Origin of the sequence: Pontixanthobacter aquaemixtae, assembly GCF_009827395.1 — a bacterium.
Lineage (GTDB): Bacteria > Pseudomonadota > Alphaproteobacteria > Sphingomonadales > Sphingomonadaceae > Pontixanthobacter > Pontixanthobacter aquaemixtae.
Genome location: NZ_WTYX01000001.1, coordinates 997,722 through 1,012,722, shown reverse-complemented (window position 1 = coordinate 1,012,722; position 15,001 = coordinate 997,722). Strand labels below are relative to the sequence as shown.

General features: G+C 57.9%; 14 protein-coding genes and 1 tRNA gene. 11 read left to right on the top strand and 4 right to left on the bottom strand.

What is annotated here, in order from left to right:
- Position 1 precedes the first annotated feature (1 nt).
- Positions 2-901, bottom strand: coding sequence for a phosphoserine phosphatase SerB (gene serB / locus GRI41_RS04870; RefSeq protein ID WP_328600515.1), 900 nt, complete (start codon positions 899-901; stop codon positions 2-4).
- On the opposite strand from serB, the gene miaA reads away from it, so the two are divergent.
- The 4 genes from miaA (at position 894) to ilvC (ending at position 5,373) form a co-directional block, all read left to right on the top strand.
- The gene (gene miaA, locus GRI41_RS04865) at positions 894-1,850 is read left to right on the top strand and encodes a tRNA (adenosine(37)-N6)-dimethylallyltransferase MiaA (protein WP_160603621.1); all 957 of its coding nucleotides are present in this window, start codon (positions 894-896) and stop codon (positions 1,848-1,850) included. The genes serB and miaA overlap by 8 nt on opposite strands.
- A gap of 109 nt (positions 1,851-1,959) precedes the next feature.
- Entirely contained in the window at positions 1,960-3,711 is a 1,752-nt protein-coding gene (gene ilvB, locus GRI41_RS04860) for a biosynthetic-type acetolactate synthase large subunit (RefSeq protein ID WP_160603620.1), read from the top strand.
- Positions 3,712-3,720: 9 nt separating this feature from the next.
- A complete protein-coding gene (gene ilvN / locus GRI41_RS04855) occupies positions 3,721-4,236 on the top strand; it encodes an acetolactate synthase small subunit (protein ID WP_160603619.1) in 516 nt (171 codons plus the stop codon).
- Between the two features lie 102 nt (positions 4,237-4,338).
- Positions 4,339-5,373: a ketol-acid reductoisomerase gene (ilvC, locus tag GRI41_RS04850; RefSeq protein ID WP_160604637.1), complete on the top strand. Its 1,035-nt coding sequence runs from the start codon at positions 4,339-4,341 to the stop codon at positions 5,371-5,373.
- 50 nt (positions 5,374-5,423) lie between these two features.
- Here the strand turns inward: ilvC and GRI41_RS04845 are convergent, their stop codons facing one another.
- Positions 5,424-5,858: a PaaI family thioesterase gene (locus GRI41_RS04845; protein WP_160603618.1), complete on the bottom strand. Its 435-nt coding sequence runs from the start codon at positions 5,856-5,858 to the stop codon at positions 5,424-5,426.
- A gap of 237 nt (positions 5,859-6,095) precedes the next feature.
- Between GRI41_RS04845 and leuA the strand changes: the two genes are divergently transcribed.
- From leuA to GRI41_RS04820, 5 genes are all read left to right on the top strand, one after another.
- A complete protein-coding gene (gene leuA, locus GRI41_RS04840) occupies positions 6,096-7,766 on the top strand; it encodes a 2-isopropylmalate synthase (RefSeq protein ID WP_160603617.1) in 1,671 nt (556 codons plus the stop codon).
- 212 nt (positions 7,767-7,978) lie between these two features.
- Positions 7,979-8,794, top strand: coding sequence for a universal stress protein (locus GRI41_RS04835; protein WP_160603616.1), 816 nt, complete (start codon positions 7,979-7,981; stop codon positions 8,792-8,794).
- Between the two features lie 79 nt (positions 8,795-8,873).
- Complete coding sequence (locus GRI41_RS04830) at positions 8,874-9,296, top strand: hypothetical protein (RefSeq protein WP_160603615.1); 423 nt, start codon at positions 8,874-8,876, stop codon at positions 9,294-9,296.
- A 170-nt stretch (positions 9,297-9,466) separates the two neighbouring features.
- Positions 9,467-10,522: an amidohydrolase family protein gene (locus tag GRI41_RS04825; RefSeq protein WP_160603614.1), complete on the top strand. Its 1,056-nt coding sequence runs from the start codon at positions 9,467-9,469 to the stop codon at positions 10,520-10,522.
- 97 nt (positions 10,523-10,619) lie between these two features.
- The gene (locus tag GRI41_RS04820; RefSeq protein ID WP_160603613.1) at positions 10,620-11,588 is read left to right on the top strand and encodes an NAD(P)H-dependent flavin oxidoreductase; all 969 of its coding nucleotides are present in this window, start codon (positions 10,620-10,622) and stop codon (positions 11,586-11,588) included.
- Positions 11,589-11,594: 6 nt separating this feature from the next.
- Here the strand turns inward: GRI41_RS04820 and GRI41_RS04815 are convergent, their stop codons facing one another.
- Positions 11,595-12,317 carry a hypothetical protein gene (locus GRI41_RS04815; RefSeq protein ID WP_160603612.1) on the bottom strand — a complete coding sequence of 241 codons (723 nt, stop codon included), beginning with the start codon at positions 12,315-12,317 and terminating at the stop codon, positions 11,595-11,597.
- A gap of 146 nt (positions 12,318-12,463) precedes the next feature.
- Entirely contained in the window at positions 12,464-12,955 is a 492-nt protein-coding gene (locus tag GRI41_RS04810; protein ID WP_202388660.1) for a flavodoxin family protein, read from the bottom strand.
- Positions 12,956-13,035: 80 nt separating this feature from the next.
- Here GRI41_RS04810 and recJ point away from each other — a divergent pair, with 80 nt between their 5' ends.
- Positions 13,036-14,823 carry a single-stranded-DNA-specific exonuclease RecJ gene (gene recJ / locus GRI41_RS04805; RefSeq protein WP_160603611.1) on the top strand — a complete coding sequence of 596 codons (1,788 nt, stop codon included), beginning with the start codon at positions 13,036-13,038 and terminating at the stop codon, positions 14,821-14,823.
- A 103-nt stretch (positions 14,824-14,926) separates the two neighbouring features.
- Positions 14,927-15,001, top strand: a tRNA-Glu gene (locus tag GRI41_RS04800).

Genomic DNA, 15,001 nt, shown 5'->3' with positions numbered 1-15,001 from the left:
ATCAACCGGCTTGGTCGGTCACCCAATCATCGGCGGGAATGTCGAGAAGGTGCAAAATTGCCGAAAGATCGCCCTCGTCTATCCAACCTGACGCTGCGGCGCGCGCTTTTGGTTTCGCGCGATAGGCCATGCCGTAATCTGCAGCTTGCAGCATCGGAATATCATTCGCACCATCGCCCGCCGCCAGCACGGTGCCGGTTTCAAACTTGGCCCGTCCTTCTTCCAGCGTAGATCGTTTCACTTCGCTGTCGATGATCGGGCCGTCCAATTCGCCCGTCAGCTTGCCATCCACAACAGCAAGCTGGTTCCCGATGACCCAGTCAAATCCCAATTGGCGCGCGATCGGGTTGGCGAAATGATGGAAGCCGCCGGTGACCAGCACCGTCAGGCAACCTTTTTTCTTGAGCGTCTGGACCAAAGTCCGCGCGCCAGGGGTCGGTTCTATCCGCGTTTCCAGGCATTCCTTGATGGCGCTTTCCGGCAGGCCGGCGAGCAATTGCACCCGTTCGCGTAAGGCTGTTTCAAAATCGAGCTCGCCCTGCATCGCCCGCTCTGTAATTGCGGAGACTTTGCCCTTCAGACCGGCAAAATCGGCAAGTTCATCGATGCATTCCTGCCCGATAATGGTCGAATCCATATCCGAAATGAACATTTTGAGCGGCGGAATTTTCGCTTCGGAAACAAGCGCTGCGTCAGGGGCGAAGTGCTCCTCCACCAACGCGCGGATCGCATCGCGTTCTCCCGATGGGACCGCAAGCTGCATGATGCTCTTGCCGCCAGACAGTTCGCGGCTGCCCGCCTGCGCGCCTTCGGCGATGCCCGCACTCGCCAATGCTTTCGCGGCGCTTTCAAGACTTGTTTCAAGTTTGTCCGTGTCTGCTATCAAACGGGCGATGAGCACGCATTCTTCTCCTGATATCGGGGCAAAGCCCCCGCTCGCGCTCATTGCAGGGCCAACCGCCAGCGGCAAGACCGATTTGGCAGTCAATCTGGCGCTCGCTCTCAAAGCCCGTGGAAAAGAGGCCGCAGTGATCAATTGCGACAGCGCGCAGGTTTATCGCGACCTGCAAGTGCTAAGCGCGCGGCCCGATGCAGAAGAAATGCGCGGCGTGCCGCATCATTTGTTTGGCGATTGGGATGGCGCAACCGCTTGCTCGACCGCCGAGTGGTCCAACGCCGCGAAAGCGCAAATCACCCGGCTGCATGCCAAAGGCGCGGTTCCGATATTGGTCGGCGGAACCGGCCTCTATATGCGCACTTTGCTCGATGGCATTTCACCCATCCCGCCCATCGATCCCGATATTCGCGCTGAAATCAGGGCAATGGAGCAAAGCGACGCACGTGCGGCGTTGGAAATTGAAGACCCTGCATCAGCCGCACGATTGGCGCCCGCCGACACCACCCGCACCGGTCGCGCCTTGGAAGTGGTCCGATCTACCGGCAAACCAATGGCCAGCTGGCACGGCAATCCCGTGGGTGGAATCGGCGATGAGGTTGCGCTGAGCCCCTTGATCCTCGTGCCCGATAGAGAACAGCTCTATGCGCGCTGCGATCTGCGCTTTGAGAAAATGCTCGACTACGGCGCGGTGGAGGAGGTTCAGGTGCTCTTGGCACGCAATCTCAATCCCGAATTACCGGTTATGCGGGCGATTGGGGTTCGCGAAATTGCGGCATGGCTAGAAGGCAGAGTTGAGCGCGATGAAATGATTCAATCTGGCCAGATGTCGACAAGGCAGTATGCCAAGCGTCAATACACATGGTTCCGCAACCAGCCTCCCGAATGGTGGACGCGCGCACAGCCTGAAAATGCCAATTTGGAAACGATATTTGAACGATTATTACATAATTAGCGGTTGACGGAACATTTTAGTGCGCTATTGAGCCCAATATTGGCTCGGTGCACACCCCTGCACCGGGCCATTAATTTGGCCCGGCAATTGATTAACGGCGGAGAAAACAGTGTCTAAGCAGGAGCGTAGCGGCGCATCCATCCTGGTTGAAGGTCTGGTCGAACAGGGCGTCGAGTTTATTTTCGGCTATCCCGGCGGCGCAGTTCTGCCCATTTATGACGAGCTGTTTGACGACCAGCGCATTCGCCATATCCTGGTCCGACATGAAGCCGGCGCGGCACACGCCGCAGAAGGTTACGCGCGCTCGACCGGCAAGCCCGGCGTTGTTCTTGTAACCTCGGGCCCGGGCGCGACAAATGCTGTAACCGGCATCGCCGACGCCTATCTCGATTCAATCCCGATGGTTGTGATCACCGGTCAGGTTCCAACACCGCTAATCGGGACCGACGCATTTCAGGAAGCCGACACGGTCGGTATCACGCGGCATTGCACCAAGCATAATTACCTCGTGAAAAATCCGGGAGAGCTGAAAGCCACAATCGAGGAAGCTTTCCGTATCGCGACAACCGGACGACCCGGCCCCGTTGTCGTGGACATTCCCAAAGACGTCCAGATCGCCATGTCAGACGGGCAACACGCGCAAGGCAGCTTTGTTGCCTCGCAACGGTATCAGCCGCGGATCGAAGGCAAGGACGCGCATATCCAGAAAGCCGTCGCGATGATGGCAGCCGCAGAATGCCCCATCTTCTATACCGGCGGCGGGGTGATCAATTCCGGTCCGGAGGCAAGCGCCCTGCTCCGCCAGTTGCAGGAACTGACCGGCGCGCCCGTGACGTCCACGCTGATGGGTCTCGGCGCATTTCCGGCGGATCATCCCGATTGGCTGGGTATGCTGGGCATGCACGGCACTTACGAAGCGAATATGGCGATGAACCGCTGCGATCTGATGATCTGCGTTGGCGCGCGTTTCGATGATCGCGTGACCGGACGCCTCGATGCATTTTCGCCCAATTCCAAGAAGATACATATCGATATTGATCGCGCTTCGATCAACAAGACTGTGCCTGTCGATCTCGGCATCGTCGGCGATTGCGCCACCGTTTTGCGGCAATTGACCGATGCGTGGGATGGCAAGAAGCCCAAAGATCTGGGCGAGTGGAAGGCGCGCATCACCGGATGGCGCGCACGCGAAAGCCTCGCCTATCCGGAGAAAAGCCAGGCGATCATGCCGCAAAAAGCCATCGAGCGGCTCTATGCGCTGAGCAAATCGCGCAATCCGATCATCACCACCGAAGTCGGCCAACACCAGATGTGGGCGGCGCAATATTTCCATTTCTCCGACCCGAACAAATGGCTGACCAGCGGTGGTTTGGGCACAATGGGATATGGCTTGCCCGCGGCAATCGGTGCGCAATTGGGCAATCCCGATGATCTGGTGATCGATATTGCCGGCGAAGCGTCGATCCAGATGAACATTCAGGAACTGGGCACCGCGAGCCAATATCGCCTGCCGGTCAAGGTTTTCATCCTCAACAACGAATATATGGGCATGGTCCGCCAATGGCAGGAACTGACCTATGAAAGCCGCTATTCGAACAGCTATTCGGACAGCCTACCCGATTTTGTCGCGCTTGCAGAGGCTTATGGCTGGAAAGGCATCCGGATTGAAGATGAAGCGGGTCTTGATGCCGGGATCGAAGCGATGCTGGCGCATGACGGCCCCGTAATCGTGGATTGCCAGGTTTCCAAAGAAGCCAATTGTTACCCCATGATCCCGAGCGGCGCGGCGCATACTGAAATGCTGATGTATGGTGATCATGTCGCGGGAACGATGGACGACGAAGCGAAAGCTTTGGTCTAGGAGCAGGGCATGCATATCAAGGAAGCAAAATCCGAACGCCACGTTCTGGCGATAACGGTCGATAACGAGGCCGGCATTCTGGCCAAGATCGCGGGCCTGTTCACCGCGCGTGGCTATAATATCGACAGTCTTACCGTGGCCGATATCGCAGAAGATCACGCGACGAGCCGCATCACCATTGTAACCAACGGCCCGCAGCAGGTTATCGACCAGATCGAAGCGCAGCTCGACCGCCTGGTTCCGGTTCACAAAGTCGTCGATCTCACCGAAGAAGGTCCGCATGTCGAACGCGAATTGGCGCTAATTAAAGTCGCTGGGGTAGGCGATGACCGTGTCGAAGCGCTGCGTCTGGCAGAGGTATTCCGTGCGCAGGTCGTCGATGTGACGACATCGAGCTTCATTTTCGAACTGACCGGCTCGCCGGACAAGATTGATAATTTCATCGGCCTGATGCGCGAGCTTGGCCTGGTAGAGGTTGGCCGTACAGGCGTCGCGGGAATGATGCGAGGGCCTGAGGGGGCATAGAAATCCGTCATCCCGGCGGAAGCTGGGATCTCTGGCCGCTTGGTCGGAACAAACAGATAGCGATCCCAGCCTGCGCTGGGATGACGATTGAAAGTGAGAAACATGAAAGTCTATTACGATTCCGATGCTGATCTAGAACTGATCCAGAACAAGAAAGTCGCCATCCTTGGCTATGGCAGCCAGGGCCATGCGCATGCCCAGAACCTGCGCGACAGCGGCGTGAAGGAAGTCGCGGTTGCCCTGCGCGAAGGTTCGTCCACGCGCAAAAAGGCAGAAGCTGCGGGCTTCAAGGTAATGAACAACACCGAAGCCGCCGAATGGGCTGATCTGGTGATGGTTCTCGCCCCAGATGAGCATCAGGCGGCAATCTGGGCCGATGATATGGCGGGCCACATGAAGCCCGGCAGCGCGCTTGCCTTCGCGCATGGTCTCAACATCCATTTTGGCCTGATTGAGCCGCCGGCAGATATCGACGTGATCATGATCGCGCCAAAGGGCCCCGGCCACACGGTCCGCAGCGAATATCAGCGCGGCGGCGGCGTGCCCTGCCTGATCGCAGTGCATCAGGAAGGCAGCGCAAGCGGCGGAAACGGCTATGCCAAGTCGCTCGCGCTTTCTTATGCCAGCGCGATGGGCGGTGGCCGTTCGGGCGTGATCGAGACCAATTTCAAGGAAGAATGCGAAACCGATCTCTTCGGCGAGCAGGCTGTGCTTTGCGGCGGGATCACGCATTTGATCCAGGCAGGATTCGAAACTCTGGTAGAGGCCGGTTACGCGCCTGAGATGGCCTATTTCGAATGCCTCCACGAAACCAAGCTGATCGTCGATTTGCTGTATGAAGGCGGCATCGCCAATATGCGCTATTCGATCAGCAACACGGCCGAATATGGTGACATCAAAACCGGCCCGCGGATCATCACCGCCGAAACCAAGGCAGAAATGAAGCGCGTGCTGGAAGACATCCAGGCGGGCCGTTTTGTCAAAGACTTCGTGCTCGACAACCGCGCCGGTCAACCCGAACTCAAGGCAAGCCGCAAGGCGGCAGAAGCGCATCCGATTGAGAAAACCGGTGCGCAGCTACGTGCGATGATGCCATGGATCAGCGCCAACAAGCTGGTCGACAAAGAAAAGAACTAAGCCCGGTTCCGGCGGGCGCTTTCGCTTCGAAAGCAGCCCGCCGCCATGGCTTACCCTGCGGTCGCGCGTTTGGACGCGCTTTCGACCTTTTCCCGGTCCGCGAACATGATCGTGCTGGTGCCCTTGGCCAGAACGGTGCCGTTTTCATCTTTCAGGCAGCCTTCATAGAATCCGGTCCGGCGCCCGCCTTTTTCGACCCAGCCTTCGGCAATTACCAGTCCGGGCCGCGTCGGGGCGAAGAAGCTGACTTTCAGCTCCAGCGACATCGGCACCACGTCCGGTCCGTTCAGCGCAATCGCCGCATGCGCCATCGCCGCATCGATCCAACCAGACACGAAACCGCCCTGCACCACGCCGCCCGAATGGCACATATCCTTGCGCGCATTATATTCGAGCCGCGCGCGGCCGGCCTTGTCCATTTCCACAATGCGGACCAGCCCCATCGTCTTGTAGAGCGGATTGAGATCTTCGTTCTTCCCTGCCATTTGCCAACCTTGCCTGTCATTTATGTCGCTGCGCGCGATGCCCGCCAAACTGGCTCTTTACAAGGGCGCTTGCGGACCGCATACGAAGCGCATGACAACACATCTTGGAATTCTACTACGACTTACGCGCCCTTGGGCGTGACACCCGGCGTGGCCTGATCAGGCGCGCCAACGCGCCCAAGGGAACAGAGCCAGCCAATCAACCGAATTCGAGACTGTCACCCCATGCCAAAGAACATGCTTTCGCAACCGTCCAAAAAGTATCAGCCATTCGCGCAGGTCAATCTGCCTGACCGCCAATGGCCAAGCCAAACGATTACTTCACCACCGCGCTGGCTCAGCACCGATCTGCGCGATGGCAACCAGTCGATCATCGATCCGATGGACGGGGTGAAGAAGAACCGCTTTTTCGATCTACTGCTCGAAGTGGGTGTGAAGGAAATCGAAGTCGGCTTTCCCGCAGCGGGATCGACTGAATTCGACTTTATCCAGGGCTTGGTCCGTTCGGGCAAAGTGCCCGAGGATGTCTATCTGCAGGTCCTCACCCAATCGCGGGAGGACCTGATCCGCACATCCTTCGAAAGCCTTGAAGGCGCTCAAAAGGCGATTGTCCATCTCTACAATGCGGTCAGCCCGGCATGGCGCGACATTGTCTTCCGCATGAGCAAGGACGAAGTGCGCGCAATCGCCGTGGAAGGCGCAAAAATTATGCGCGACGAGGCGGCAAAGCGGCCGGGTACCGATTGGCATTTCCAATATTCACCCGAAACATTCTCGACCGCCGAATTGGATTTCAGCATCGAAGTTTGTGAAGCGGTGATGGAAGTGCTCGCCCCTACCCCTGACCAGCCGATCATCCTCAACCTGCCCGCGACGGTGGAAGCGGCAACGCCCAATATCTATGCCGACCAAATCGAATATTTCTGCCGCAATCTGCCGAACCGCGAGAGCGCGGTGATCAGCCTGCACACGCACAATGATCGCGGCACCGGCGTGGCGGCGGCGGAACTGGGCATTATGGCAGGCGCGGACCGCGTCGAAGGCTGCCTATTCGGCAATGGAGAACGGACCGGCAATTGCTGCCTCGTGACCGTTGCGCTCAACATGTACACGCAGGGCGTCGATCCGGGGCTTGATTTCTCCGACATCGACCGCGTGATCGAGACAGTCGAATATTGCAACGACATTCCCGTGCACCAGCGCCACCCCTATGGCGGCGAGCTGGTTTTCACTGCATTCTCCGGCAGCCATCAGGATGCGATCAAGAAAGGCTTTGCCGCGCATGAGGTGCAGAATGACGAACGCTGGCGCGTGCCCTATCTGCCGATCGACCCCGCCGATCTGGGCCGCAATTACGAAGCGGTAATCCGCGTGAACTCGCAAAGCGGCAAAGGCGGCTTTGCATGGGTTCTGGAGCAGGACCAGGGCCTGAAACTGCCCAAGAAGATGCAGTCCGACTTTTCCCGCCACGTCCAGTTCATGGCCGACGATCTGGGGCGGGAACTGGATGCGAGCGATATCTGGAGCGCGTTCCAGAATGCCTATCACGTGCAAATCGACAACAAGCATTTCCAGCTGGTCGATTACGAAGAGAGCCGCGCCAGCGATGGCACACGGATCTTCGCCGGCACCGTTGCGGTGGCGGGCGAGGAACAGCGCGTCAGCGGCCGCGGAAACGGCCTGATCTCTTCGGTCATGAGCACCATCGAAGACAGCTTCGGGCTCAAACTCAAAATCCGCGACTATACCGAACACGCACTCGGCTCCGGCCGCGACGCCCGCGCCGCCGCCTATCTCGAATGCGAGGGCGAGAATGGCGAAACGATCTGGGGCGTCGGCATCGACGAAGACGTCGCAACCGCGAGTGTCAGGGCGGTGCTCAGCGCGGCGAATACGGCGGTGGGTTAGAAAGCGTCTGATCTCAGCCGGCGCGGCTAAAAACTGGCGTTTTGACTGGAGATCGGAAGAAACACCGATCAAACTGTCGGGTTTTGAAATAATCGGGCCAACAACAGTCTCACCCGAATTGATCTGGATCAATGACTCTCAATCTCAAGAGCTTAGCTTCCGGTTTTGGGAGCAAGTTCGTTTGAGAACTCCCAGCAAGGAGAGTTGTTATCATGCAGTCAATTTTGGTCCACGTTTGCAACGACCCAGACTTCGAGGCGCGCTTGCAAACCTCGCTCGATATTGCACGCTTCTTCGACGCTCATTTAACCTTCTTGCAGACGATCACGCCGCCGGTGGTCCTTCCAATGGATTACACCGGAACAGCCATCCCTCCGCTGCTGCCGATGGCCCAAGAACAGGCAGAAAAGCTAAAGCAGGATACGGAGGCCCGGCTAAACGATGAAGATGTTCAGTGGGATTGGGTTCAGGAGGTTGGTTTTGTGGACAGCATGCTGCTGAGCCATGCAGCGCTGAACGACCTCGTCATTGTTGGCGCTGACGGACAAACCGAAACTGAGCACAATCGATCACGATTGGCCGGGATATTGGCGATTGAAGGTCGAAGTTCAGTAATGGTTGTGCCCAGTTCATCGCAATGCTTCGATCCGTCAAAGCCGGCGTTGGTTGCGTGGAACGGCTCACCGGAATCGGCTCGGGCTATGCGGGCGTCATTGGCGCTGCTTAAACGCTCCGACAGTGTTGTGCTTGCTACCGTTACAGGCGAGCCCGAAAGAAAGAGTTCGAGACTGCCTCCTTTCGATGGTGCGTCGTACCTTGCGCGGCATGGCATCGAGTGCGAGCTTATAGAATTACCCTGTTCGGGAAGGCACCCCGCAAAAATTCTAGTGGAGGAGGCGGAAAAACGAGATGCAGGTTACATCGTCCTAGGCGCTTACGGTCACTCCCGGTTGCTCGAAATAGTGTTCGGAGGCGTGACTCGCGATATGTTAGACGATCCGCAAATTCCCGTGTTTCTGGCGCATTAGCCAAGCGCTCGCCGATGACATTTTGGCAACGCAAGATCACTCCAATTCGAGTCGGCGATCAACGCCCAGGATAACTTCAATGATGACGCAAAAATTCGGTCAACCGTTCAAATTTGCAGTGCGGAGAATGCTCCTACCACTTTCCGTCCTGACTCTTGTCGCATCCTGCAATGCGCCAAAATATCAGTACCTTCAGGACACCACAACGCCTTCTAGCGCGGGAACTGATAGGGCGGAATCTGGATTCAGAATGGCCGAAGCCTTGTGTTCCGGATGCCATGCAATCGCCCCTGATGAGATATCACCTAACCCAGAGTCCCCTACTTTCATGCAGATCGCCAATACCCCTAACCTTGATCAAGACACCCTTCGAACTTGGCTAACCGATATTCACAATTACCCTGAAAAAATGAGCTTCGAAATCGCAGAGGACGATGTTGACATCCTTGCGGCCTACATCATCACACTTCGGCAAGAAGGCTACGAGCCGCCGAGCCAATAGGACGAATCATTTTTCCTACTTTGCGTCGTTTTGCTAGCCTGAGCTAATGCAAACTTATCCTACATTTTGTGATCCCTTTCCGGCTCTCTGGTCCCCACATTTGCTTTTCTCTTTGAACCCTGTTCCATGTGGTCCATGTCTCAGAAAAATTCAGGTGATGGGAGCTTAATGTGAACGATTCAACGACCGAAACCATCTTCGAGCCGGATCTGCCGATCATAGATCCGCATCACCATTTGTGGGATTTGCGTCCGCTGCTCCCATCTTTCCCTGCTCCCCGCCATCCGTTTCTGGAGAGTATTGCGGGCGCGCCCTATTACACTTTCAACGAATTGCTCGCCGATACGCAGAGCGGGCACAACGTGATCGGCACCGTCTTTATGGAGTGCGGCGCGTTTTACGATGCGGCGCGTGATGATGCGATGAAGCCGGTTGGCGAAGTCGAATATGTGAACGGCGTGGCGGCGCAAGGGGCGAGCGGCCTGTATGGCGAATACCGCCCTTGCGCGGGGATTATCGGGCATGCCGATATGATGCTGGGTGACGGCGCGCGCGAGGTGCTTGAAGCGCTGGTTGCCGCTGGGAATGGAAGGTTTCGCGGTATCCGCCATCAAGGCGCGTGGGATGCCGATCCCGATGTGCTGGGCCCGCCATTCCATGCGCCCGAAGGACTGCTGCGCGACGACACTTTCCGCAAGGGCGTAGCCCAGTTGCACGGGATGGGCCTGAGTTTTGACGCCTGGGTTCTCGAGCCGCAGCTTCGCGATGTGGTGGATCTGGCAAAGGCGTTTCCGGAAATGCCGATCTGCCTCGACCATTGCGGAACGCCGCTCAATATCGCTTCCTACAAAGGCAAGTTGGAAGAAAACTTCGATCGCTGGGCGAGCTCGATCCGCGAGCTCGCCCAATGCGACAATGTGATGGTCAAGCTGGGCGGGCTGGCGATGGTCAATTGCGGGATGCCAGAGGAAGGCCCCGCCAAAGGCTATGGCTCAGAGGAATTGGCAGCAATGTGGCGGCCTTATATCGAGACATGCATCGAGGCCTTCGGATCGGATCGCGCCATGTTTGAAAGCAATTATCCGGTGGACCGCTGGGGCGCGACCTATCCTGTGTTGTGGAACGCCTTTAAACGGATCACGGCGGACTATTCGGACAGCGAAAAGGCGGCGCTCTATGCTGGCAATGCCGCGCGCTTCTACAAGGTTGAACATCTTCTGGGGTAGGTTGGCCCCGCCTCAGACCTTCCGTAACGTCACCCTCGACACAGCGGCAAGCGCGCCATAGACCCGATATCGGTTTCACAAAGCAACGGAGCATTTCATGGCTGCCCTCCCCGCCCCTTTTGATCGCCTACGCCTGCCGGTAATCGGTTCTCCGCTATTCATCGTGTCCGGCCCCGAATTGGTGATCGCGCAGTGCAAAGCGGGGATCATCGGGTCTTTTCCGGCGCTCAATGCGCGTCCTTCTGGAGTGCTCGACGAGTGGCTTCACCAGATCACCGAAGAATTGGCGCAGCACAATCGCGACAATCCCGATCGCCCGGCGGCGCCCTATGCCGTCAACCAGATCGTCCACCGCAGCAATGACCGGCTCGAGGAAGATATGGAAGTTTGCGCCAAATGGCAGGTGCCGATGGTGATCACATCGCTCGGCGCGCGCGAAGAGGTGTTTTCTGCTGTCAAAGCATGGGGCGGCATTTCGATGCATGACATCATTAATGACCGCTTCGCCCGCAAGGCGATAGAAAAAGGCGCAACCGGCTTGATCCCCGTTGCCGCGGGCGCAGGTGGCCATGCCGGCACCCAATCGCCTTTCGCCTTGATGCAAGAAATCCGCAGCTGGTTTGACGGACTCGTCGCGCTGTCGGGCACGATCGCGCATGGCCGATCAATACTGGGTGCGCAGGCAATGGGCGCAGATTTCGCTTATATCGGATCCCCTTGGATCGCGACCAAGGAAGCCAATGCCGATGCCGCGTACAAGCAGGAAATCGTCGACAGCAAAGCCGCCGATATCGTTTACACCAACCTGTTTACCGGGGTTCATGGAAACTATCTGCGCGGGTCGATCGAGAAAGCCGGGCTTGATCCCGAAAATCTGCCCGAAAGCGATCCAAGCAAGATGAATTTCGGCTCTGGCGGCAACAGCAAGGCCAAGGCGTGGAAAGACATCTGGGGTTCCGGCCAAGGGGTCGGCATGGTCGACGCAGTAGAAAGCGTTGCCGACCGCGTTGACCGGCTTGAACGCGAATATCTGGCAGCCAAGGATGATCTTGCCGCCAAGATCTGACGAGGCCTAGCCGCGCCAAGCGCGAACGAATTTGCCGTTCTTGGATGGCTCAAGCTGCAAAGGATGCCCGTCCGGCCCGGTAAATTGTTCTGCTTCATCAACGCGGCCATGCATAACCAGATGGGCGATTAATCTTCCGCCCAATAGCTTTGCCTCATTTGGGTCAGCGGTCAGTTCCGGCTCCAACCGAAGTTCTTGGCCAGTAAAAACTGACAGACCGCTGCTTTGCAGTCCCTGATCAGAAGCTTCGCTGAATGACGCCAGCACCAGCGATGGAAACGGCCCGCCTTTCGCCCATGCCCCAGCATGCGCGCGGAAGAACTCCGGACTTGTCAGGGCCAGCGCGGGTGGCCACGAATACGCCACAAGCCCGGGCAGGCGCTGTCCGATTAGGCAACCGAGCGATAAAAGACCGCGCAGAATGGGAAGGAGGTATGTACCGCCATTGAGATGCGGCCCTGGAACGATCCTGATCGCTTCCAGATCAGGCGCGGCAATCTGATCGGTGACATCGGATCGATGTTTGAATTCCGGCATCTTTGCAGAAGGGCCGGGAGCCAGATCAGCGATGTCGAAGGTCAAACCATCGATCACCACTTCGAGCCAGCCTTGCTCAGTGCTGTCTGAAGTTCCCGGCATGTGGCTGATGCTGGCAGCTTCGATAGCCGAAACGGCACCGCTGATCGCCGCCGTATCAGGGCGCGCGCCTCTTTGGAAAAGCAGCAGCAAACCTGTGCCATCTGCCGGGCCAATCTTATTCGCATCGCTAGAAATGATCTTGTCGCGCTCCCTGTTGCGATCCAGCGACTTTGACCCCGAATGGACCCGGCGTCGAGTCTTGGCCGCACGATTTGCTCCGCTTCGGATGGGACTGTTCAGAACACACCGAGCGACATCCCCTCTGACAGTGCTTCACCCATCTCGCGGCATTGTTTCAGACATTCCTCCGACGGAGTCTTGGCCGCGAGGATCGCTTCGGGTGCTTGCGCATCGAAGTTCACAATCATTGGTTCAACCACACGCTTCAATCGCCAACCCTTGGCAATCCGGTCGATCTGCCTTTGTGCGCCCTCGCCATCCGATCCCGCAGCGATGATGGTCCCGAAAGCGCGCCCTTCGATCTTGCCCAACACCGGATAATAATTGCGATCAAACATCTCTTTCATCAGACCCGACATACTCGCCAGATTTTCCGGGCAGACGAAAAGATACCCGCCAGCATCAAGCAAATGCTCTGCAGTTACGACATCGGCCCTCAGCAAATGTGCGCGCGCTCCAGCCCCTGTAAATGCCGCCTTCGCCATTGCTTCACTCGCACCGGTGCGGCTGTGCCAAATGACAAGCAGGTTCTGGTTCGCCACGGTCATCGTTCTGACCTTCGCTGTTAGCTGTCGATTGTCAATCGCGGACCTTTGCCGACGCTCCGCCGATGGGGTAAGATCGTGGAATGGCTTCGCGCACACTCTCTCCTGTTCATGGCGTCACCAATTCCCTTTCGGGCAAAGCGTGGCATTGGCGTGGCGGCAATATGGAACTCGGTGCTGCAACCGACAGCTTGGAGAACGATATCGTCACCCAGTTGCTGTTGGCGAGAGGCGTTGCTCCCGATGATCTGGAACGGCATCGCACGCCAACGCTGCGCGGATTTCTACCCGACCCATCGCTGTTTCAGGACATGGACAATGCGGCAGAACGGATAGTTCAGGCGATCCTGGCTGAAGAAACGATCACCATCTATGGCGACTACGACGTTGACGGCGCGACCAGTTCTGCAGTGATGATCCGTCTTCTGCGGATGCTTGGCTGCGAAGCGGGATACTATATCCCCGACCGGCTGCTCGAGGGATACGGCCCCAGCGGGAAAGCCTTGGTTGAACTGGCAGAAGCTGGTTCCAGCCTGATCGTAACGGTTGACTGCGGCGCCATGGCTTTCGAAGCGCTGGAAATGGCCCGCGACGCGGGCGTGGATGTGATCGTCGTCGATCACCACAAATGCGCGCATGAGCTTCCCAAGGCGGCTGCCCTGGTCAATCCCAATCGCCTTGACGAGAATGATGAAGCCGCCGCCCACGGACATTTGGCGGCTGTTGGTGTGGCATTTCTGCTAGCGATTGCGGTGGTCAGAACGTTGCGGTCGCAAGGCTATTTTGAGAACCGCGCTGAACCCGACCTGTTCTCTTTGCTCGATCTGGTTGCGCTGGGCACCGTCGCAGATGTCGCCGCGCTCCACGGCCTCAACCGTGCGTTTGTTGCGCAAGGATTGAAAGTGATGGCCAAGCGCGAGAATATCGGCATGGCGGCATTGATCGATGCAAGCCGGCTGAAGCGCGCGCCAGTATGCAGCGATCTGGGCTTTGCGCTCGGTCCACGAATCAATGCCGGCGGCAGAGTGGGCGAGTCCACTCTGGGCGTCAGGCTGCTGACCACCGAAGATGCCGAGGAAGCAGCCTCCATTGCCGCGCAGCTATCGGCGCTAAATGAAGAACGCCGCGCGATCGAGGCCGAAGTGCAAGCCGCCGCCGAGGAGCAGATTGCTGCGCAGCATAATCGCAGCGTTGTCGTTTTATCCGGCAGAGGCTGGCACCCTGGCGTGATCGGAATTGTCGCTGGGCGGATCAAGGAAAAGACCGGCAAGCCTTCTATCGTTATCGCAGTGGACGGTGAAACAGGCCAAGGCAAAGGTTCCGGACGGTCTATTGCCGGGGTCGATCTGGGCGCCGCTATTATCGCCGCCCGCGAGGAAGGCTTGCTCGTCGCGGGCGGCGGACATGCCATGGCGGCCGGATTAACCGTGGAGGCGGACCAGCTTGACGCGTTGGCCAACTGGCTCGATGCGAAGCTCGCAGCCTCTGTATCGCAAGCGCAGGCATCACAGATACTGAAACTGGATCTGGCCGTGTCGCCCCGTGGATTGGCGCCTTCATTGGTCGAGAAGCTGGACGAAGCGGGCCCCTATGGGATTGGCTGGCCAGGTCCGAAGGTCGCAGTCGGTCCGGTCCATTTGATCAAAGCCGATATTGTCGGCACTGACCACCTCCGCCTGATTGTGGGCGGTGAAGATGGCGGGTCTATAAAAGCCATCGCGTTCAGGGCTGCTGAAAGCGAAATGGGGCAGGCAATTCTCCATGGTGCAAAGGGACGCAAAATGTGGCTCGCCGGCCGTGCGAAAATTGATGATTGGGGCAGCCGGCCCGCTGCCGAACTCCATTTGGAGGATGCGGCATGGGCAGATTGATCCTTTCGGGCACCCGTTAAATTCCATAAAGCCGCTTCGATCTTCTCGCGAGGCTTGACGCGGCCCCTTCCCGCCCCTATCTGCGCCGCCACGCCATCACTATGGCCCCTTCGTCTAGCGGTTAGGACGCGGCCCTTTCACGGCTGAAACACGGGTTCGATTCCCGTAGGGGTCACCA

Coding starts and splice junctions, on each gene's coding strand:
- miaA (WP_160603621.1), top strand. CDS start 894: ATGAGCACGCATTCTTCTCCTGATATCGGGGCAAAGCCCCCGCTCGCG.
- ilvN (WP_160603619.1), top strand. CDS start 3,721: ATGCATATCAAGGAAGCAAAATCCGAACGCCACGTTCTGGCGATAACG.
- ilvC (WP_160604637.1), top strand. CDS start 4,339: ATGAAAGTCTATTACGATTCCGATGCTGATCTAGAACTGATCCAGAAC.
- GRI41_RS04845 (WP_160603618.1), bottom strand. CDS start 5,858: ATGGCAGGGAAGAACGAAGATCTCAATCCGCTCTACAAGACGATGGGG.
- leuA (WP_160603617.1), top strand. CDS start 6,096: ATGCTTTCGCAACCGTCCAAAAAGTATCAGCCATTCGCGCAGGTCAAT.
- GRI41_RS04835 (WP_160603616.1), top strand. CDS start 7,979: ATGCAGTCAATTTTGGTCCACGTTTGCAACGACCCAGACTTCGAGGCG.
- GRI41_RS04830 (WP_160603615.1), top strand. CDS start 8,874: ATGATGACGCAAAAATTCGGTCAACCGTTCAAATTTGCAGTGCGGAGA.
- GRI41_RS04820 (WP_160603613.1), top strand. CDS start 10,620: ATGGCTGCCCTCCCCGCCCCTTTTGATCGCCTACGCCTGCCGGTAATC.
- GRI41_RS04810 (WP_202388660.1), bottom strand. CDS start 12,955: ATGACCGTGGCGAACCAGAACCTGCTTGTCATTTGGCACAGCCGCACC.
- recJ (WP_160603611.1), top strand. CDS start 13,036: ATGGCTTCGCGCACACTCTCTCCTGTTCATGGCGTCACCAATTCCCTT.